Origin of the sequence: Micromonospora inyonensis (assembly GCF_900091415.1) — a bacterium.
Classification (GTDB): Bacteria; Actinomycetota; Actinomycetes; order Mycobacteriales; family Micromonosporaceae; genus Micromonospora; species Micromonospora inyonensis.
Genome location: NZ_FMHU01000002.1, coordinates 3,061,783 through 3,082,459 on the forward strand (window position 1 = coordinate 3,061,783; position 20,677 = coordinate 3,082,459).

Here is a 20,677-nt window from a genome sequence, read left to right on the forward strand (position 1 = left end):
GTGTGGGTTCGTGGGGTGGCCGGGTACCGCGTCGCCCCGTCACGCCTGCTCACCGGCGGGCAGGTTGCTCCCGACCGGCGTCAGTGGATCGACGGTGCTCCGCTGGGCGGTCCCGACCGGACGGTCCGCGACGCGGCCCCCGTCCGGTGGGCGTTCCGCAGCGCGCTCCCCGCCCGCGTGCCGGCCCCCGACGTCGCAGGCCCGGGTCAGGGCCGCACGGGTCAGCAGGACGTGGACGCCGTACCAGCCGACCATCGCGAGGGAGAACACCAGCAGGGACGCCGACCAGCTGATCCAGTCGGCCAGGGCCGGCAGGAAGACCAGCCCCGTCGTCAGCAGCCGCCCGACGTCCCAGAGCAACTGCTGCCGGTTGCCACCGGTGCCGGCGAGCGTCTGGCTGAGCGGGACGACGGCGAACTGCCCGACCAGGAACGGCAACAGGAGCAGCAGCACCGCCGCCGCACCGGCCCACTCCGCACCGAACACGAGCGGCGCGGCGAGGTGCGTCCCGACCGCGAGCAGTGTCAGCAGCACGGCACCGGCGACCGAGAGCCCGACCAGCGCCCGGTCGTAGCTGGTGCGCGCGCGGCGGGGCGAGGACCGCAACTGGTGGGCGATCTCGCCGAACAGGATGGGCATCAGGGCCTGGCCGAGGAGTGCGGACGGCAGCGCGCCGACCCGCAGGGCCAGGGCCAGGTCCGCCGCGGCGACACTGCTCACGGCGGCGGCGAAGAACAGCGGCACGTTGAGCGTCAGCCCGTTGATCAGGCTCGCCGGGGCGGAGGCGGTCATGAAGGGCCGGTGCCGCCGCAGCACCTCCCGGACACCGACGTCGGCAGCCGGCCGGAGCGGGCGGAACAGCAGCAGCGCACCGGTCGCGTAGCCCAGTGCCATCGCGGCCAGCAACGCGGCCGCCGAGCGGTCACCGGGCAGCGCGAAGGCCACCATCGCGGCGGTCTGCACCAGGGTGGTGACCAGCTTCGCCACCGCGACCAGCCGGTAGCGGCGGTCCCGGACCCGGGCGTAGACCATCGTGCCGGACAGGCCCAGGGCGGTGGTCAGCGCGCCGAGCGCGACCGCCTCGACGAGCGCGGAACGGTCGAGGTCCCCGGCGACCGCCGCCCAGGCCACCGCGAGGAGCCCCACGACCACGCCGACGACGCCGTTCAGCCGGGCGGCGATCCGCAGGAGCACCGCGGCGTCCCGGTCGGCGGCGGTGGTGGCGGCCACGTCGAGCCGAAGCGCGCCGGCCGCACCGGCCACCGCCGCCACCGCCGCCACCGTGGCGTACCGACCGAAGACGGCGGGGGTGTAGAGGCGGGTGACCAGCAGGATGCTGCCGAGGTTCACCGCCTGCGCCGCCATCATGATCGCGGCCGTGTGCACGCGGCTCCGGCTCGGCACGGACAGCGCCACGGTGGGCCGCCTCATCGTGTGCCGACACCCGGGGGCGACACCACCACTGCCCGGCGTGCCCGCTCCGACCGGGGCGTACGCCCCGGGCCGGCGGCCAGCAGGGCGGCGGCGAACACCCACACCAGGTAGTTGCCGTTGAGGTCCGCGCTGAACAGCGAGTTGGCGAAGGCGAAGGTCAGCAGGGTGGCGACGGCGACCATGGTGGGATCCGCCCGGCGCGTCCACAGCACCCGCGCGAGGGCCACGGACAGCAGCGCCAGTCCGGCCAGCGCGGCGAGACCGCCCTCCACCGCCACCTCGAGGAGCAGGTTGTGCGGGTAGATGGCGTCCTCCAGGCCGGGCAGGACGATCAGCGAGCCGTCCGGCACCACCGAACCGAAGCCACCCCAGCCCAGTCCGAGCGGGCGTTCCAGGAAGACCTCGGCGGCCAGCCGGGAGAGCATCACCCGGACCTCGGCGGAGGCGTCCAGCGGCCCGCCCCAGAGCACCGCGAAACGCGATGTCAACGTCTCCGGCAGGGCCGTCGCGACGGTCGGGGCGATGAGGCCACCCAGCCCGACCAGCGGGGGCAGCAGCCGCCAGCGACCCTTGCCGCTGACGGTGACGGCAAGGACCAGGCTGGAGAGGGCCACCGCGACGAGTGGCCCCCGAGAACCCGTCATCAGCAGCGGGACCTCGAGCGCCACGGCACCGCACAGCGCCGCCAGTCGCCACCTGGGCAGCAGGACGACCAGACACAGCAGGCCCACCACCCCGTGCCCGATGAGCCGGGCCGTGGTGATCGAGACGGTGCCGGCCAGGACGACCGTGTCGACGGCCTGGGAGGCCGGATCGGGGCGGACCATCACCAGGAGCGCGACGAGCACGCCGATCCCCGCGCTGGCCCAGAGCAGCGCCACCCGTCGGGCCGGTCGGTCGACCACGAGGAGGGTGGCGACCACGAACGCCGGGGTCGTGGTCAGCATCTGCAACGCCTTGCAGGACTGATACCCGCCGAGGGACGTCAACGCGAAGCCGGGCAGGAACGACAGGAACAGCACCAGGAACGGCAGCGCTCCCGCAGGTGCCCGGAAGCCCCGCGCGGCCCAGGTCACCACGATCAGCAGCGCGACGGCGCCGAGGTCGGCGTAGAGGAGCAGGTGCCGCAGCGGGCCGACCTCGCCGGACAGCGGCGCCACCAGGTCGGTCAGCACCCCTGAGGCGTCCAGCGCGGCGGCCGCGGGAAAGGCGACGAGTGGGAGCACCGTCGCGACGTCGCGCACCCGGACCCGGACGTCGGTCGTCGCACCGGCGTCCGGTCGCGCCTTCGACGGTCGGCCGCCGGCTTCGGTCACGAACGGCCGGGGGCCGCCCTGCCCGACGCTCATCCGGCTCCTCGTGTCCGGCACGCACTCCCCCACGTCGGCCGGAGACATCAACGGGGTACGCCGGGTGACGTTCCGGGCGGGCCGCCGGATCTCCCGCGCACGTGCTCGGCGCGGTCCCATCCGGCGGCCGGCAGGCAGGCCATCAGCACGATCGCGTAGGCGAAGCCGTTCGACAGGATGCTGGTGAAGACGCTCATGTTGGCCAGCGCGACAGCGGGCACCAGGAGGATCGCGCCACTCACCTTCAGCGGCAGGTGCCGGGCCGCGCCGTCGATCGCCCAGAGCAGCAGGACGAGAACGGCCGCCTCGATGAGCACGCCCCCGTACCCCAGGTTGCTGTACCCGTCGCCGAACAGACTGGCGTTCGCCGAGGTCTGGGGCTGTTCGAACATCACCGCGCCGACCATGTGGTCCGGTACCTGGTCGTACGGATAGTCGACGAACGGCCGGAGGAAACTGTGCCCCCACCGCGCCTTGGGCAGATCCGCGAAGACCATGACGTGTGCGGCGGTGACCACACCCGGCGCGATGAACAAGCGGTTGACGAAGACCTGGGTGTAGAGGAACGAGCCGAGCAGCGCGTCGGCCACCAGCGCGGCGGCGATGATCCCGACGACACCGGCCACGATCGTCCACGCCCGTGGACTTCCCCGCCCCCGGAAGAGCAGGGCGAGAGCGACGATCGCGGGAATCGAGAGCAGGGTCAGCTTGAAACCGGTGGCGGCGAAGATCGGGATCTGGCCGACACCGCCCAGCAGCGCCATCGTCCACCGCCGCGCGTAGATGCCCCGGGCGATGAGCAGGGGGTTGAGCACATTGCCCTGGAGTCGCACCAGGTACCCCAGCACGGGACCACTGGCGGCGACCTGGTCGCGGTACGCCGACCGGATCTCCCACACGTCACCGAGGCCCACCAGACGGAAGCTCAGCCCGGCGGTCAACGTCATGTAGGCGTAGGTGATGAGGGAGAGGACCACCACGATCGCCCAGACGTCGAAGAACTGGATTCCCCTGACCCGCAGGCTCCCGACCGGACCGAGCCGGGCACCCCCCACCACCAGCAGGAAGACGGCCGCCACCACCGCCGCGAGTTCCAGTGACTCGGAGGCCGGGAGGATGTCGGCGTACTGCGGAACCACGATGCTGGGGACCACCGCCATCACGAACAGGACCCAGAGCACGAAGTCCGACGGTCGGCGGATCCGCTGCGGCATCAGGACGGCCACCACCGCGACCATGCCGAGCGCCAGGGCGTAGTTCCAGGTGTCGGGCGTGCGGTACACCAGGTTCAGGTACTCGAACAACGGGACGATCTCGTGCTGGTACACGTGGTGCAGCAGGGTGACGTAGCCAGCCAGCGGAATCAGGAGCAGCCACCGGCGCTCCGGGCGTGGGCGGTCCGGTGACGGCTCGTCGACCCGACCGGCCTTCGGTCCCGGCCACGGGTGCTTCAGCCGGGACGGTGCACCGGGCCTGTCGAGCGTGCGCATGTCCTGATCAACTCCTTGCCGACGCACCGGGGAACGGCGGACTGCCGGCCGCCGGGACGGTACGACCCGTGCCCTCCGGTCAACGACTCGACCGCCTCTCGGTAACGATCCGATCACGCTGTGCGACCGGACCGCGTCGGCCGCGACCCGGCCACGGGGCCGGGGTCGACCACGACATCGCAACCGATCGACTCATTGACATGCGTAAAGACAATGCGGAAGGCTCGCCGCTACAGGTCCCCGCCCTTTCGAAGGGAGCCCGATGAGGCGCACACGGCTGGCGGTCGCCGGCGTGTTCACCCTGGTCGGCGCGCTGGCGCTGACCGCTCCGGCGAGCGCGCGGCCACCGTCCGACCCGGGCGGTCGCGACGACAGCCTCGAGGTCTACGTCGGCACGGTCGCCCCGGAGCAGCTCGACAAGCTGCGCGCCGCCGGTGTCGACCTCGGCCACGACCACCGGGCCACGAGCCCCACCGGCGACACCACGGTCGAGACGGTGCTCAGCCGACGCCAGGCCGATCGGCTGGCCGGCCAGGGCGTCCGGCTCCGCATCAAGCAGGTCGACGGCAGGGACGCCTCCCGGGTCCTGCGCGAGGAGGCCGCCGACGGCTGGACGGCGTTCCGCCCGTACTCCGGGCCGGGCGGCATCTCCGACGAGATCACCGCCACCGCGGCCCGGTACCCGAAGCTGACCAAGGTGGAGACCATCGGCCGCACCCACCAGGGCAAGCCGATCCGCGCGGTCAAGGTCACCAGGAACGCCCGTACCCTGCCGGACGGACAGCGGCCGGCGGTGCTCTACGCCAGCACCCAGCACGCCCGGGAGTGGATCACCCCGGAGATGACCCGACGCCTGATGCACCACGTCCTGGACAACTACGGCCGGGACCGGGAGATCACCCGCCTGGTGGACACCACCGAGCTGTGGTTCCTGCCGGTGGTCAACCCCGACGGGTACGACCACACCTTCACCCCGGGCAACCGGCTGTGGCGCAAGAACCTGCGCGACAACGACGGCGACGGACGCATCACCGCCGTCGACGGCGTCGACCTGAACCGGAACTTCGCCTACAAGTGGGGGTACGACAACGAGGGCTCCTCACCGGACCCGGCCAGTGACACCTACCGTGGACCCGGCCCCAACTTCGAGCCGGAGACCCAGGCGCTGGACCGGCTCTTCCGCCGGATCGGCTTCGAGTTCTTCGTCAACTACCACTCGGCCGCCGAACTGCTGCTCTACGGCGTCGGCTGGCAGGTCGCCACGCCCAGCCCGGACGACCTGATCTACCAGGCGATGGTCGGCGACGACGACCACCCGGCGGTGCCCGGCTACGACCCGGACCTCTCCGCCGAGCTGTACACCACCAACGGCGACACCGACAGCCACGCCACCGTCCGGTACGGCGCACTCGGCTTCACCCCGGAGATGTCCACCTGCCGGACGGTCGCCGCGTCCGACCCGGACGACCAGTGGCGTCCCGAGGACTGCGTCAGCGGCTTCGTCTTCCCGGACGACGAGAAGCTGATCGCCGCCGAGGTGGCGAAGAACCTGCCGTTCGCGCTCGCGGTGGCGCAGTCCACCCACGACCCGGACGACCCGGTCTCCGTGGTCGGCCGGAGCACCCCGGACTTCGTGGTCGACGCGTTCGACACCTCGTACGGCCGCACCCAGCAGGTCGCCGCGACCACCCGGCGGGCGCTGACCAACGTGCGGATGCACTACACGGTCGACGGCGGTCGGCCGAGGACGGTCGGCGTGCGCGAGTGGCGCGGCGGCGAACGGTACGGCGACACCCACGACGACTACTACGCCGAACTGCGCGGCACGGTCACCGGCGCGAAGCCCGGCGACCGGGTCGAGGTCTGGTTCACCGGCACCAGGCGCGGGCGGGGCGTGGTCGCCAGCGAGCACTTCACCTACCGGGTGCACACCGACATCGGCGGCGAGGTCCTGGTCCTGGCGGCCGAGGACGTCACCGGGCTCAGCCCGGTGCAGGAGGGCACCGGCGCGAAGTACGCCGACGAAGTCACCGCCGCGCTGACCGCCGCCGGGCGCAGCAGCGACGTCTACGACCTCGACGCGATGGGCCGGAAGGCCCCGCACCACCTGGGCGTCCTCGCCCACTACCGGGCGGTGGTCTGGGAGACCGGCGACGACGTGATCCCCCGCTCCCCCGGCCAGGTGCCGGGCACGGCGGCCCGCGCCGCGGCGGAGACCGAGCTGGCCGTCCGGGACTACCTCAACGAGGGCGGCAAGCTCCTGGTCAGCGGGAAGTACGCGCTGTACGCGCAGGCCTCCGACGGCGGGTACGTGTACCAGCCGACCGCCCCGGCCGAGTGCACCGACCCGGACGACCCCACCTGCCTGCCGCTGTCCAACGACTTCCAGCAGTACTGGCTGGGCGCGTACAACCACGTCAGCGACGGCGGCAGCGCGGACGGCGTCCCGTACCCGCTGCGGGGCTCCGAGGGGGCGTTCGCCGGCTGGCAGGGCACCCTCAACGCCCCCGGCTCCGCCGGCAACCAGGACCACACGGCGTCCCTGCTCAGCACGTCGAGCTTCCTGCCGCCGGATCAGTTCCCGCAGTTCTCCGCCGCCACGACGGTGGACTGGGTCCGCCCCGGCGGCGCGCCCTTCGACCCGCGCACCGGCGGGTGGTACGTCTACAGCGGGCGGGCCGACGAGGCGTACAAGAGGCTCACCCGGACCGTCGACCTGGCCTCGGCCACCAGCGGTGAGCTGCGCTTCTTCACCTCGTACGACATCGAGCCGAACTGGGACTTCATGATCGTCGAGGCGCACGAGGTGGGCACCGACAGCTGGACCACGCTGCCGGACCGCAACGGCCACACCGGCACCGACACCGGGGACAGCTGCGAGAGCGGCCTGGCCACCGAACTGCACCCGTTCCTCCTGCACTACCAGGGCACGGACTGCTCGCCGACCGGCAGCACCGGGCAGTGGCACGCCGCCACCGGCGCCTCCAACGGCTGGCAGGAGTTCTCGGTCGACCTGTCGGCGTACGCCGGCAAGCGGGTCGAGGTGTCCATCTCGTACGTCTCGGACTGGGGCACCCAGGGGCTCGGCGTCTTCCTGGACGACACCCGGGTGGTCGTCGACGGCGTCACCGTCGCGGAGACCTCGTTCGAGACGGCCGACCTGGGTGGCTGGACGGTGGCCGGGCCGCCACCCGGCTCGCTGCCCGGCTCGAACGACTGGTCGCGCAGCGAGCGGGCCTTCGAGGAGGGCGCGGCGGTGGTCACCGCCGACACCGTCTACCTCGGGTTCGGGCTGGAGGGACTGGCCCCGGCGGCCCGGGACGACCTGGTGGCCCGGTCACTGACCCACCTGCTCGGCCGCCCCCGCCGCTGACCAGCGGCCCCACGCGGGACGGCCCTCCACCCCCGCCGCTGACCCGACGGCCCCACGCGGAACGACCCTCCACCCCGACCGGCTCGGGCCGGCGGGAGTGGAGGGCCGGGTGGGTCAGCGCCGGACGCCGGCCCACTCGTGGTGCCGGCGGACCGTGGAGAGGATGAAGTCGACCACCCGGCGGGAGGTGTCCGGCACCCGGTAGTCGGCCGGGCAGGGCACCCCGTCGGCGGTGACCTGGTCGACCGTCACCCGGACCGCCTCGACCACACCGGCCGGGTCGAGCCCGGTCATGATGATCCCCCCGGCGTCCAGGGCCTCGGGGCGTTCGATCGACTCCCGCAGGGTCACCGCCGGGAACCCCAGGATCGCCGCCTCCTCGCTGATCGTCCCGCTGTCCGACAGGGTGCAACTGGCCCCGAGCTGGAGGCGTACGTAGTCGAAGAGGCCGAACGGCTCGTGGAACGTGATCCCGTCCAGGGTGCTGTCGTCCGGGGCGAGCGCCTCCAGCCGCTTGCGGGTGCGGGGGTGGGTGGAGACCAGCACCGGCAGGCCCCACTCGTCCCGGACCGCCCGCAGGCAGTCCAGCAGCCGGCCGAGCCGGGCGGGCGCGTCGACGTTCTCCTCCCGGTGCGCGCTGACCAGGAAGTACCCACGTGGGGCCAGGCCGAGCTGGTCGAGGATGGTCGAGCCGTCGATGTCCGGCCGGTGGTGCTCCAGCACCTCCCGCATCGGCGAGCCGGTGAGCAGGATCCGGCGCGGGTGCAGCCCCTCGGCGAGCAGGTTCCGCCGGGCGTGCTCGGTGTAGACCAGGTTGAAGTCGGCCACGTGGTCGACGAGGCGGCGGTTGGTCTCCTCCGGCACGTTCAGGTCGAAACAGCGGTTCCCCGCCTCCATGTGGTAGACCGGCACCCGCATCCGGCGGGCCATCAGCGCGGCGATGCAGCTGTTCGTGTCGCCGAGCACCAGCAGGGCGTCCGGGCGCACGTCGGCGATCGCCTGTTCCATGCCGACCAGCACGCCGCCGAGAGTGCGCCCGAGCGACGCCGTGTCCACGTCGAGGAAGCGGTCCGGTCGGCGCAGCCGCAGCTCGCTGAAGAACACCTCGGAGAGCGAGTGGTCCCAGTTCTGCCCGGTGTGCACCAGGACGTGGTCCACGGTCCGGTCCAGCCGGTCCATCACCCGGGACAGCCGGATGATCTCCGGCCGGGTGCCGACCACCGTCATCACCCTGGTCACGGTCACGCTCCCCTCGTCGACGCCACGGAGAGGCCAACGAGGGGACGGTCGCTGCGGTGACGCGGGGCCACCCCGGCGCTCAGCTCTGTCGGAGCACCGTCGAGACCAGTTCCCGCGCCTCCTCCTGGATCCGGGCCAGGTGCTCCGGGCCCTGGAACGACTCGGCGTAGATCTTGTAGACGTCCTCGGTGCCGGAGGGGCGGGCGGCGAACCAACCCGAGGCGGTGGTCACCTTCAGGCCACCGATCGACGCGCCGTTGCCGGGGGCGGTGGTGAGCGTCGCGGTGATCGGCTCACCGGCCAGCTCGGTCGCGCCGACCTGCTCCGGGGAGAGCTTCCCGAGCACCGCCTTCTGCTCCCGGTCGGCCGGGGCGTCGATCCGGGCGTAGGCGGGTGCGCCGAACCGTTCGGTCAGGTCGGCGTAGTGCTGGCTCGGCGTCCGGCCCGTGGTGGCGATGATCTCGGCGGCGAGCAGGCAGAGCAGGATGCCGTCCTTGTCGGTGGTCCAGGTGCTGCCGTCCCGGCGCAGGAACGACGCCCCCGCGCTCTCCTCACCGCCGAAGCCGACCGTGCCCTCGAGCAGCCCCGGCACGAACCACTTGAAGCCGACCGGCACCTCCAGCAACGGCCGTCCGAGGTCGGCCGCGACCCGGTCGATCATCGAGGAGGAGACCAGGGTCTTGCCGACCGCCGCGTCCGGACCCCATTCGGTACGGGTACGGAAGAGGTGCCCGATCGCCACCGCGAGGTAGTGGTTGGGGTTGAGCAGGCCGCCGTCCGGGGTGACGATGCCGTGCCGGTCGGCGTCCGCGTCGTTGCCGGTGGAGACCTGGTAGTCGGCGCGGGCGGCGATCAGCGAGGCCATCGCGTTCGGCGACGAGCAGTCCATCCGGATCTTGCCGTCGCCGTCCAGGGTCATGAACCGCCAGGTCGGGTCGACCGTCGGGTTCACCACGGTCAGGTCGAGCTTGTGCCGCTCGGCGATCTCGCCCCAGTACGCCACGCTCGCCCCGCCGAGCGGGTCCGCGCCGATACGCACCCCGGCGTCCCGGATCGCCGCGATGTCCAGCGCGGCGGGCAGGTCGTCGACGTAGCCGGCGAGGAAGTCGTACTCCCCGGTGGTGTCGGCGGCGCGCGCCCGCGCGTACGGCACCCGCTTCACCCCGGTGAGCCCGGCGGCGAGGATCGCGTTCGCCCGGTCCTGGATCCAGCGGGTGGCGTCGGTGTCGGCCGGGCCGCCGTTCGTGGGGTTGTACTTGAACCCGCCGTCGTCCGGCGGGTTGTGCGACGGGGTGATCACGATGCCGTCGGCGAGCCCGGCGGTGCGGCCCCGGTTGTGGGTGAGCACGGCGTGCGACAGGGCCGGGGTCGGGGTGTAGCCGTCCCGGCTGTCCACCAGCACCGTCACGTCGTTGGCGGCGAGCACCTCCAGGGCGGTCACCGCCGCCGGGGCGGATAGCGCGTGGGTGTCCCGGGCCAGGAAGAGCGGACCGTCGACGCCGTTGGCCCGCCGGTAGTCGCAGAGCGCCTGGGTGACGGCGAGGATGTGGTGCTCGTTGAAGGCGTTGCGCAAACTCGACCCACGGTGCCCGGACGTGCCGAAGGAGACCTGCTGCGCCGGGTCGGCCGGATCGGGGTGCGCGGCGTAGTAGGCGGTGACCAGCCGGGGCACGTCGACCAGGTCGGCGGGCTCGGCGGGCTTTCCGGCACGGGCGTGGGCCACTTCTGCAACCTCCTGCTGACAGGGTGGGACGGGGACGGCGGTCTCAGACCTCGACGCGTTGACCCTTGCCGATCACGACGACGCCGTTGTCCGAGACGGTGTAGCGCTGTCGGTCCTTTTCGAGGTCGACGCCGATCTCGGCGCCCTCGGGGACGTACACGTTCTTGTCCAGGATGGCCCGGCGGACGACCGCGTGCCGGCCGATCTCGACACCCTCCATCAGCACCGCGCCGTCCACCTGCGCCCAGGAGTGCACCTTCACCTTCGGCGAGACGACCGAGTTCTCCACCAGCGACCCGGAGATCACCGCGCCCGGCGAGACCATCGAGGCGACCGCCCGGCCGACCCGCTCGCCCCACTGGTGCACGAACTTGGCCGGTGGGTACGTCTGCTGCCCGGTGTAGATCGGCCAGTCGAAGTTGTAGAGGTTGAAGACCGGGTGGACGTTGATCAGATCCATGTGCGCGTCGTAGAACGAGTCGAGCGTCCCCACGTCACGCCAGTAGCCCCGGTCCCGGTCGGTGCTGCCGGGCACCTCGTTGTCGCGGAAGTCGTAGACGTTCGCCTCGCCCCGCTCGACCAGCATCGGGATGATGCTGCCGCCCATGTCGTGCTTGCTGGTCTTGTCCTCGGCGTCCCGCTCGACGGCCTCGCAGAGCGCCTTCGTGGTGAAGACGTAGTTGCCCATCGAGGCGTAGATCTGGTCCGGGGCGTCCGGCAGCCCGACCGCGTCGGTGGGCTTCTCCCGGAACGCCCGGATGCGCCGGCCGCCCTCGGCCACCTCGATCACGCCGAACTGGTCGGCCATCGACAGCGGCTGCCGGATGCCGGCGACGGTCACCGCGGCCCCGGAGGCGATGTGGTCCTCCACCATCTGCCGGGGGTCCATCCGGTAGATGTGGTCCGCGCCGAAGACGATCACGTAGTCCGGCTGCTCGTCGTGGATCAGGTTGAAGCTCTGGTAGATCGCGTCGGCCGAGCCGGCGAACCACCACGGGCCGCGTCGCTGCTGGGCCGGGACCGGGGTGACGTAGTTGCCGAGCAGGGTCGACATCCGCCAGGTCTTGGTGATGTGCCGGTCCAGCGAGTGGGACTTGTACTGGGTAAGCACGACGATCTTCAGGAACCCGGCGTTCGCCAGGTTGGACAGCACGAAGTCCACCATCCGGTACATCCCACCGAACGGCACGGCGGGCTTGGCCCGGTCGGCGGTGAGCGGCATCAGGCGCTTGCCCTCCCCGCCGGCCAGGACGATCGCGAGCACCTTCTCAGCCATGCACCGACGCTAACCATCCGCGTCCGACTTCACCACTCGTACGGGCACACTTCACGGCTGGTTCCACGCCGGGTGGCGCGACCGGGTGTGCACTAGATTGCGGACATGACCGACTTCGCGCCGCTTCGCGTCGACCTGCTCACCCGGGAGTACCCGCCGGAGGTGTACGGCGGGGCCGGGGTACACGTCGAGTATCTGGCCCGTGAGCTGCGCCGACTCGCCGACGTGCGGGTGCACTGCTTCGGCGCGCCGCGTACCGAACCCGGTGTCACCGCGTACGCCGAGCCGGCCGAGCTGGCCGGAGCGAACGCGGCGTTGCGCACCATGGGCGTCGACCTGGCGATGGCCGCCGGTTGCGCCGGCACCGACGTGGTGCACAGCCACACCTGGTACGCCAACCTCGCCGGGCACACCGCGAAGCTGCTGCACGGGGTGCCGCACGTGGTCACCGTGCACAGCCTGGAGCCGCTGCGCCCGTGGAAGGCCGAGCAGCTCGGCGGCGGGTACGCGCTCTCCTCGTGGTGCGAGCGGACCGCCATCGAGGCGGCCGACGCGGTGATCGCGGTGAGCGCCGGCATGATGCGCGACGTGCTGGCCGCGTACCCGGCGGTGGACCCGGCGAAGGTCCGGGTGGTGCACAACGGCATCGACACCGCGCAGTACGCCCCGGACCACGGCACCGACGTGCTGGCCCGGCTCGGCGTCGACCCGTCCCGCCCCAGCGTCGTCTACGTCGGGCGGATCACCCGGCAGAAGGGCCTGCCGTACCTGCTCCGGGCCGCCCGGTCGCTGCCGGCGGACGCGCAGCTCGTGCTACTGGCCGGCGCACCGGACACGCCGGAGATCGCCGCCGAGGTGGAGGGGCTCGTCGACGAGCTGCGGGCGAAGCGGTCCGGGGTGGTCTGGGTGGCCGAGATGCTGCCCAAGCACGAGGTTATCCAGGTGCTCACCCACGCCACCGTCTTCGTCTGCCCGTCCGTCTACGAGCCGATGGGCATCGTCAACCTGGAGGCGATGGCCTGCGAGACGGCGGTGGTGGCGACCGCCACCGGCGGCATCCCCGAGGTGGTCGCCGACGGCGAGACCGGGCTGCTCGTGCCGATCGAGCAGGCGACCGACGGCAGCGGCACCCCGCTGGACCCGGACCGGTTCGTGGCCGACCTGGCCGGGGCGGTCAACGCGCTGCTCGCCGACCCGGAGCGGGTGGAGACGTTCGGCCGCGCCGGTCGCCGCCGGGCGGTCGAGCACTTCTCCTGGGACGCCATCGCCGAACGCACCGTCGAGGTCTACCGCTCACTGCTGTCGTAGGGCTCGGCTGGCGTGAAGGTCGCGACTCAGGTGACGTAGAGGGCGGCGGCGAGGCGGGCCAGGTCAGTCGGGGCGTCAGCGGACCGTGCCACGACGGCGACCAGGTCCCGTACCGCTGGCCGGTCGTGCACCTCGCTGCGGGCGGTGCGTTCCGCCTCCAGCAGCACCCGGCCCGCCCGCCGCAGGTCGCCGGCCAGCACGTACGCGCGGGCCACGTCGAGGAGGTAGGCGGCCCGGTGCTCGGTCGGCAGCCGCCGCCACTCGCCGCCGGCCGTCAGCCGCTCGTGTCGTACCGTCGCCGCCGTGACGTCCCCGAGGGCCGTCTCGGCCACCACCCGCGCGGCCTCGACCGCCGCCCGACCGAACCCGCCGTCACCGGCCCCGACGTCCCCGGCGATCTCCGCAGCCCGGTCGAGCAACTGCCGCGCGTCACGGTCCAGCCCTCGGCCGGCGGCGGCGAGGGCGGCCTGGAGCAGCAGCGTCCCGAGCAGGGACGGATCTGCGGCGGCACCGGACCGCGCCGACCTCAGCCGATGTACGGCGACGACGGCCGTCTCCATCGCCGGGCGTCGGCGGTCACCGTGCCGCAGGACCTGCGCCAGGGGCACCGTGGCAGCGGCGGCGACCTGCGGGGCACCCGTGGCCAGGGCGAGCGCCATTCCCCGGTCGGCGGCCAGCCAGGCCAGCTCCCCCTGGTCGACTTTGACCAGCGCCAGGGCGGTGAGCCCGTACCCGGAGACCAGCAGCGCGGCGGTCGACCGGTCGGGGCGGGCGGCCCGCGCCGCACGGGCGGCGTCGAGCAGGCCGGGCAGCAGGGCGAGCAGTTGGGGGTACCGGGCGTGCCGGTAGCTCTGCTCCGCGTGGCCCAGCCGGGCCCGCAACTCGGCGACGTCGACCGGCCCGGTCGAAGGCTCGACGTGGTACCGCGACAGGGCGGTCCGTACCCCCTCCACACCTGCGGCGGCGGGGTCCGGTCGGCTGGGCTGGTCGGCCAGCAGCAGTCCCAGGTCGATCCGGAGCGCGTCGGCGACCTCCCGGAGGCTGGACACCCGTTCCAGCCGACGCACCCCGCGTTCGATCTTGTCCACCCAGCTCTTCGACCTGCCGAGGCGGTCGGCGAACTGCTGCTGGGTCATGTTCCGCCGTACCCGCCACTGGGCGACCCGGCGGCCCACCGGTAGCTCGTTCACCGCCGGCCCGTCCCGCTCACCGAAGGATCCCGACCACGAGCAGGACCAGGACGAGCAGCGCGACCGTCACACCGTAGGCGTACTGCCTCCGGGTTAGCGGCGCGCGGCCCGGACGCGCCGGACCCGGCACCCGGTCCCCGTCGGGGTGGGGCGGTCGGGCACCTGGCACCGGGTGCGCCGCCGGCAACGGTCCGTCATGCGGACGCTCACGCATCCGTGCCTCCTCGGGGTCGTGGGTGGGAGGGGCGGGGTGGCACGGGGGAACCACCCCGCCCGGTACGGAGGTACTCCGCTGCTGACGAGAGGACCTCCACCGCCAATCAACTTAGAAGGCACTGCCTGCACAGTCAACAGAGCATGCACAGCGCGTCACCTCTGGTGCGAAGATCGGATCGCTGACGAGAGGTGGGCATCACCATGCCGCAGGCACCGCTTTACGAGCAGGTCATCGCCGACGTGACGGCCTCGATCCGCGAGGGCACGCTCCAACCTGGCGACAAGTTGCCGTCCATCGCCGAGTTGCGCGAGCAGTACCAGTCGAGCGCGTGGCCAGTCCGATACGCCCTCCGGATCTTGGAAGAGCGGGGCTGGATCATCACCCGGCAGGGCAAGGGGTCGTTCGTGGCAGCGAGCCCGCCCGCCTAGGTTCTACGGGCCGCGCAGCGGTTCCATCAGTTCGTCTGTGGAGAGGCGCGCGGATGGGCGGCACGTCTTAGAGACCGTCGGGTAACCAGCTCGGAGCTTTCTGTTACGGGGAGACACGTCGATGCCGGGTGCTCGATAAATAGATCATCCCCGCCGTGATCGCGTTGTGTGCGCAACTGCAACTGTGGCGGGGATGACGCCCGTTCATGCTATCCGTCGAGCTTGACCGATGCGATGTGGGCGGTCCTCGCGCCCTTGATGCCGGTCCGTGACCTGCGTAAAGGCGGCCGGCCGCGCAAGTGGGGAGATCGGTTGATCCTGGATTCGATCTTCTATGTGCTGCGGTCGGGCTGTCCGTGGCGGATGATGCCGCGGGATCTGGCGCCGCCGGACGCGGCACATCGCTGGTTCACGACGTGGCGGAAGAATGGGACGTGGGACGCGATCCACGACGAGCTTCGCCGGCAGGTGCGGGTCGCGGCCGGTCGTGAGCCGGAGCCGACAGCGGCGGTGCTGGACGCCCAGTCGATCAAATCCAGTGAGGGCGGCGAATGCCGCGGGTTCGACATGGGCAAGAAGACCACCGGCCGCAAGCGGCACCTGGTGGTGGACACGATGGGGCTGATCCTGGTCGTGATGGTCACCTCCGCCTCGGTCAACGACCGTCCCGGCGGCCTCCGGATCCTGCAACGACTGGCCGAGACCTTCACCACCATCGCCCTCGTCTGGGCCGACGGCGGGTATGCCAACAGCATCGACTCCACCTTGGTGAGCTGGGCGAAAGACAAGCTCGGCATGCTGCTGGAGATCGTCAAGCGCACCGACGACGTCAAGGGCTTCCAGGTCCTCCCACGCAGGTGGATGGTGAGAGGACTCTCGGATGGCTGGTGCGCAACCGGCGTCTGGCCCGCGACTACGAGCGGCTCACCGCCAACTCCGAGGCCATGATCAAGGTAGCGATGATTCGACTCATGACGATACGTCTGGCCGGTCAAACAGTCCGCTGGGCCAACGCCACCGAGCGCGAAGCCGCCCAACGCATCAACGTTGAGCGACTTCTCGCCACGTAGTCACCCGGTTACCCGACGGTCTCTTACTGCCCGCCAGAGAGGCATCATGGCACTCATCGGATGTCTTCCGTGGAAACCCCCGGCTTTGGCCGTGGGGAGGAAACGGAACCCTTGCGGAGCAGGTCAGGGATAGCCCGTTCGCTGCCAAGGCGGATGGGCGTCTGGTCACACGTTGCGCTGGTTCTCGACATACCTCTTGACCACCTCCGAAGTGGCGCCGCCGGTCGTGGCGACGAAGTACGAGTTGGTCCACAGGGTCGGCATCCGGGACTTGAGGTGCGGGAACTCCTGGCGCAGCAGACGGGAGGATCGACCCTTGATCTGCTTGACCAGGCGGTGGATGCCGTACTGCGGGTCCACGACCACGAGCAGGTGCACGTGGTCGGGCATCGTCTCGATCGCCTCGATCGGTGCGTTCCGCTCGGCGCAAACCTCACGGATGATCTCTTTGAGCCGCTCGTCCACCGTGCCGTCGATGACCTTGCGCCGGTACTTCGGGCACCAGACGACGTGGTAGTGGCAGCGGTACACGACGTTGTTGTTCGACCTGACCTCGTCCACGCCGAGACTATATAGCAGTGTGGTGTATAGTGTTCGGGGTGGACGAGACAGTGCGTTACACCTGTCGCCTGCGGCCCGGCCGTATCGCGCAGGCCGCACTGCTCGACGAGTGGGGCCGGTGCCGGTGGTTGTGGAACGAAGCTGTGCACCAGCAGAAGACCGGCCGCAAGCCGACGTTCGGGAGGCTGTCGAAACTGCTGGCCGAGGCCCGCAGCCGTCATGCCTGGCTGCGCGAGGGATCGCAGGTCGCACAGCAGCAGACACTGCGCACCTATGGTGCCGCCCTGGCCCACTCGTTCACGGTCAAGGGCCGGGGCCGACCGAAGGTCAAGCGGCTCAAGGACTCGCTGCCGACCCTGGAGTACACCACCCGCGGCTTCCGGATCAAAGACGGCCGGCTGTGCCTGCCGGGCACGGTGACCGTTGCGGTCGTCTGGTCGCGGGAACTGCCGTCCGAGCCGACCAGCGTGCGCGTCTACCAAGACACCCTCGGCCACTGGTACGCCTCGTTCGTGGTCCGCCGTGAGATCACCACCGCACCCGAGTCGGACTCGCCGGGTATCGGCGTCGACTGGGGTATCAAGACCACCGCCGCCACGACCGACCCGGCGTTCGACCTGCCGCACCTCGGCCATCGCCGCCGGTGCGCCGCCGAGATGGCCAAGGCCCAGCGCACGATGGCCCGCCGCCGTCGTCCCAAGGGACACGCCCCGTCGAAGGGCTACCAGACCGCGAAGCGGCAGGCCGCCCGGGTCGCGACAAAGGCCGCCCGACAGAACACCCACGACGCCCGCGTCTGGGCCAAGAACGTCACTGACCACCACGCGCTGATCGCGGTCGAGGACTTCAAGCCGACATTCCTCGCCCGCACCACGATGGCCCGCAAAGCGGCCGACGCGGCGATCGGCGCATGTAAGAAAGAACTGATCGAGCGTGGTACGCGGGCGGGCCGCAAGGTGGTGCTGGTACCGCCCGCCTACACCACGATGACCTGCTCCGAGTGCGGCGAGAGAGCCAATCTTCGCCTCGGACTGGGTATCCGTACCTTCGAGTGCGCGGCATGCGGCTATACCGCATGCCGCGACCGAAACGCCGCGAGGACGATCCTCGCCACGGCCGAACGCGACCGTGCCAGTGCCGACGACGTAAGACATCTGATCGCCTCCTTCCGGGACGGTGGATCAGCTGCGGTCCGAGCTGGGAACCCAGGGCCTGGCCCCGGAGGAAAATCCCCCGGATTCATTCGTGGGGATCGTTAAGTCCCTGCCCATCCCCACGCTACACACCGCTCGCCTGCGACTGCGTCCCTTCAACGACGCGGACGCGACCGCCCTCTTCGCGCTGCACAGCAGCGCCTACGTGCTGCGCTACTGGGACGCGCCGCCCTGGACCGAACGTGTGCGCGCCGAGCGGTTCATCACGGCTTGCCGGCAGATGGCGGAAGAAGGCACCGGGACGCGGCTGGCCGTGGACGGTGCTTCCGACGGGGGCTTCATCGGCTGGTGCAGTCTGACCCGGTGGAACCCCGACTACCGCAGCGCGTCGCTGGGCTACTGCTACGACGATGCAGCATGGGGCCACGGCTACGCGACGGAGGCCGCGCACGCCTTGCTGCGGTGGGCATTCGACACGCTGGACCTGAATCGAGTCCAGGCCGAGACCGATACGCGAAACGTGGCATCTGCCCGCGTCCTCGAGAAGCTCGGTTTCGTGCGTGAAGGGACGTTGCGGGAGGACTGCATCGTGAACGGCGAGGTCTCGGACTCGTGGGTGTACGGGCTGCTCATGCGGGAGTGGCGGCCGTCGTCCGAGCCGGTTTCCGCCCGCTGAATCCTCCTCGCTCGCGAGACGGCGTCCGGCCTCCGGGCGCTCGTTCCGCTGAGTTGTTGGGGTCGGCCCATTGCACTCCCGCACCGGCTGGGCAACCCCTCCACACCGGCCAGAACCCCTCCTGCGGACTACCACCCGCCTTCCTCTGTCAGCTCGGCACGGACCGGGATCTGTGGGAGCCGCCGCGCCAGGCCAGGCGGTAGGTCGTCGCCTGAGAGGTACGCACGGGCGAACCGTGGCCACGGTGAAGGGGCCCGTCCGACCCCCTCAGTGCTGACGGCGGAGGGTGGAGACGGGGGATGGCGCTCAGCAGGTTCGCAGCCCGGACAGTCCAGGAACACCTAAGGGACGTCTCGTAACTCGGTGGCTGGTCCGTGGTGGATCGTCTCGGGGTGCAGGTTGTTTCGGCGGCCCGTGTCGTGCCGTACGGAGACGACCTTTACTCCCGACAACCCCGGCCGCTGACGCAAGGGGACGACAGCGACTCACGCCAGTTTCGTGAGCGGCGGCGTCAGGGGCAGCGGGTCTTCTCTGGTGCGACGCACCAGGTCAAGGCTATAGTTCACAGCTGTAACATTCGGTTTCACAACGTAACATCAGCAACTTGTGACCCTACGTGTGCTCTGAGATTCCACGTCATCGAGACTCTGCGCGGGTTCGCGTACGAGGTGACGATCAGAGTCTCCTGGCCGACGGCGGGCTTCTCCGGGCCGCCCTCACCCATCCGACACTTCGCTCTATGAGGCGGTGATGGTTGCCATGACGCGCGAATCCGACCGCGCAGTGATCCGCTCGGGCTCTTCCATACCCGACGCTCCGGGGGCATACCCCCTGGTGGGGCATGCGCCCTACCTGGCGAGGAATCCGCCGCCCTGGCTGGCTGCCTGCCGGCAGGCCGGCTCCATCGTGCGAGTTCGCCTCGGCCCACGACCCGCTTACCTCGTCTGTGCCCCCGAACTGGTGCACCGCATGCTGGTGATTGATGTCGAGGCATTCGACAAGGGCGGCCCCATCCTGGACAACGCGCGGCCGTTCGTGGGCAACGGGCTGGTGACCTCGGCACACGCGGAGCACCGAAGGCAGCGGAGAATCATGCAGTCGGCCTTCGGTCCCGGCCTCATCGACGGTTACGCCTCTGTGTTCCAGCAGGAAAGCGACGCCATGATCTCGTCCTGGGCAGCTGGAAAAGAGATCGACTTTCTTGCCGAGGCCCACGCATTGGTCGCGCGGACACTCGCGCGGACCCTGCTGCCCGAAGCCGAGCTGCCCGAGTCCAGCTGGCTCGCGGACAAGATCGCTGATTTCCAGGCCGGACTGCTGATCCGCACCGCCCTGCCTCATCCCTGGATCCGCCGGCTCCCGCTCCCCGCCAACCGGCGCTTCGAGCAGGCCCGAAGCCAACTACAGTCCTCGGCACGCCGGGCCATCGCAGCGGCTCGCACCCGGCCGACCGCGGGAAGCCTGGTGGACAACCTCATGGCAGCCCGCGATACCGACGGGGACGCCCTCACCGACCAAGAGCTGGTCGACCAGATCATCACCCTCCTCCTCGGCGGAACGGAACCCACGGCCTGCACCCTCGCCTGGGCCGTACACCTCCTCACCCAGCACCCCGACATCCAACGACGCCTTCAGGACGAAATGGACAGCGTCCTGAACGGGCGCACGGTCGGCCCGGAGGACTTCAGAAAGCTCCGGCTGACCCGCAACGTGCTACAGGAGACCCTGCGGTTGTACCCCATCGTCTGGATGATGACCCGGGTCAACACACGAGAGGTCACCCTCGGCGACCACCGCTTCCCCGCCGGGACCGATTTCCTCTTCAGCGCCTACCAGCTTCAACACGATCCCGCTCACTTTCCTCAACCCGAGCGGTTCGACCCTGACCGCTGGGACACACCCGTCAGCGCCTCCACACGGCAGGCGCACATACCCTTCGGCCAAGGGCGCCGGAAGTGCATCGGCGACACCTTCGGTATGGCGGAAGCAACCATCGCTCTGAGTACGATTTTGACCCGGTGGCACCTCCGGCCGGCGCCCAACAGCCGTGTACGCAAACGCTTTCGCTCAGACCTGAGCCCCACCGAACTACGGATCATTCCACACCCCAGGCATTCCAGGACCTGATTCTCCGGCTCCGGTTGGCGCACTGCACCGCCTGGCTGGCCGCGCCCTTGCCGAGGGTTCTC

General features: G+C 70.8%; 15 protein-coding genes and 1 pseudogene. 7 read left to right on the forward strand and 9 right to left on the reverse strand.

Going from position 1 to position 20,677, the window contains the following annotated elements; translation table 11 throughout:
• Positions 1 to 39: 39 nt before the first annotated feature.
• Genes GA0074694_RS27965 through GA0074694_RS27975 form a run of 3 tightly spaced genes read right to left on the reverse strand, consistent with a single transcriptional unit; the run spans position 40 to position 4,273 of the window.
• Positions 40 to 1,431, reverse strand: a complete 1,392-nt coding sequence (locus GA0074694_RS27965) for a hypothetical protein (RefSeq protein WP_141714290.1) — start codon at positions 1,429 to 1,431, stop codon at positions 40 to 42.
• Complete coding sequence (locus tag GA0074694_RS27970; RefSeq protein WP_091462937.1) at positions 1,428 to 2,783, reverse strand: O-antigen ligase family protein; 1,356 nt, start codon at positions 2,781 to 2,783, stop codon at positions 1,428 to 1,430. The genes GA0074694_RS27965 and GA0074694_RS27970 overlap by 4 nt, the downstream gene beginning before the upstream one ends.
• A 47-nt stretch (positions 2,784 to 2,830) precedes the next feature.
• Positions 2,831 to 4,273: an oligosaccharide repeat unit polymerase gene (locus GA0074694_RS27975; protein WP_091462938.1), complete on the reverse strand. Its 1,443-nt coding sequence runs from the start codon at positions 4,271 to 4,273 to the stop codon at positions 2,831 to 2,833.
• A gap of 262 nt (positions 4,274 to 4,535) precedes the next feature.
• Here GA0074694_RS27975 and GA0074694_RS27980 point away from each other — a divergent pair, with 262 nt between their 5' ends.
• Positions 4,536 to 7,646 carry a M14 family metallopeptidase gene (locus GA0074694_RS27980; protein WP_091462939.1) on the forward strand — a complete coding sequence of 1,037 codons (3,111 nt, stop codon included), beginning with the start codon at positions 4,536 to 4,538 and terminating at the stop codon, positions 7,644 to 7,646.
• Positions 7,647 to 7,760: 114 nt separating this feature from the next.
• Here the strand turns inward: GA0074694_RS27980 and wecB are convergent, their stop codons facing one another.
• The 3 genes from wecB to glgC all read right to left on the reverse strand — a co-directional run bounded on the left by wecB (position 7,761) and on the right by glgC (position 11,884).
• Positions 7,761 to 8,891, reverse strand: coding sequence for a non-hydrolyzing UDP-N-acetylglucosamine 2-epimerase (gene wecB, locus GA0074694_RS27985; RefSeq protein ID WP_245714948.1), 1,131 nt, complete (start codon positions 8,889 to 8,891; stop codon positions 7,761 to 7,763).
• Positions 8,892 to 8,964: 73 nt separating this feature from the next.
• Entirely contained in the window at positions 8,965 to 10,608 is a 1,644-nt protein-coding gene (gene pgm, locus GA0074694_RS27990; protein WP_091462940.1) for a phosphoglucomutase (alpha-D-glucose-1,6-bisphosphate-dependent), read from the reverse strand.
• 43 nt (positions 10,609 to 10,651) lie between these two features.
• The gene (gene glgC, locus GA0074694_RS27995; RefSeq protein ID WP_091462941.1) at positions 10,652 to 11,884 is read right to left on the reverse strand and encodes a glucose-1-phosphate adenylyltransferase; all 1,233 of its coding nucleotides are present in this window, start codon (positions 11,882 to 11,884) and stop codon (positions 10,652 to 10,654) included.
• 105 nt (positions 11,885 to 11,989) lie between these two features.
• On the opposite strand from glgC, the gene glgA reads away from it, so the two are divergent.
• A complete protein-coding gene (glgA, locus tag GA0074694_RS28000) occupies positions 11,990 to 13,192 on the forward strand; it encodes a glycogen synthase (protein ID WP_091462942.1) in 1,203 nt (400 codons plus the stop codon).
• Between the two features lie 26 nt (positions 13,193 to 13,218).
• Here the strand turns inward: glgA and GA0074694_RS28005 are convergent, their stop codons facing one another.
• Positions 13,219 to 14,382, reverse strand: a complete 1,164-nt coding sequence (locus tag GA0074694_RS28005) for a helix-turn-helix domain-containing protein (RefSeq protein ID WP_141714292.1) — start codon at positions 14,380 to 14,382, stop codon at positions 13,219 to 13,221.
• A gap of 16 nt (positions 14,383 to 14,398) precedes the next feature.
• A complete protein-coding gene (locus GA0074694_RS28010; protein ID WP_091462944.1) occupies positions 14,399 to 14,596 on the reverse strand; it encodes a hypothetical protein in 198 nt (65 codons plus the stop codon).
• Positions 14,597 to 14,787: 191 nt separating this feature from the next.
• Between GA0074694_RS28010 and GA0074694_RS28015 the strand changes: the two genes are divergently transcribed.
• Entirely contained in the window at positions 14,788 to 15,027 is a 240-nt protein-coding gene (locus tag GA0074694_RS28015; protein WP_245714949.1) for a winged helix-turn-helix domain-containing protein, read from the forward strand.
• 234 nt (positions 15,028 to 15,261) lie between these two features.
• Positions 15,262 to 16,016, forward strand: a pseudogene (locus GA0074694_RS28020) (IS5 family transposase); the annotation flags it as partial.
• A 246-nt stretch (positions 16,017 to 16,262) separates the two neighbouring features.
• Here GA0074694_RS28020 and tnpA read toward each other — a convergent pair.
• Entirely contained in the window at positions 16,263 to 16,658 is a 396-nt protein-coding gene (gene tnpA / locus GA0074694_RS28025; RefSeq protein ID WP_091460663.1) for an IS200/IS605 family transposase, read from the reverse strand.
• 38 nt (positions 16,659 to 16,696) lie between these two features.
• Here tnpA and GA0074694_RS28030 point away from each other — a divergent pair, with 38 nt between their 5' ends.
• From GA0074694_RS28030 to GA0074694_RS28040, 3 genes are all read left to right on the forward strand, one after another.
• Complete coding sequence (locus tag GA0074694_RS28030) at positions 16,697 to 17,917, forward strand: RNA-guided endonuclease InsQ/TnpB family protein (RefSeq protein ID WP_218105829.1); 1,221 nt, start codon at positions 16,697 to 16,699, stop codon at positions 17,915 to 17,917.
• A complete protein-coding gene (locus GA0074694_RS28035; RefSeq protein ID WP_245714950.1) occupies positions 17,904 to 18,488 on the forward strand; it encodes a GNAT family N-acetyltransferase in 585 nt (194 codons plus the stop codon). Before GA0074694_RS28030 ends, GA0074694_RS28035 begins: the two co-directional genes overlap by 14 nt.
• 750 nt (positions 18,489 to 19,238) lie before the next feature.
• Positions 19,239 to 20,615, forward strand: a complete 1,377-nt coding sequence (locus tag GA0074694_RS28040; RefSeq protein ID WP_218105830.1) for a cytochrome P450 — start codon at positions 19,239 to 19,241, stop codon at positions 20,613 to 20,615.
• Positions 20,616 to 20,677 lie beyond the last annotated feature (62 nt).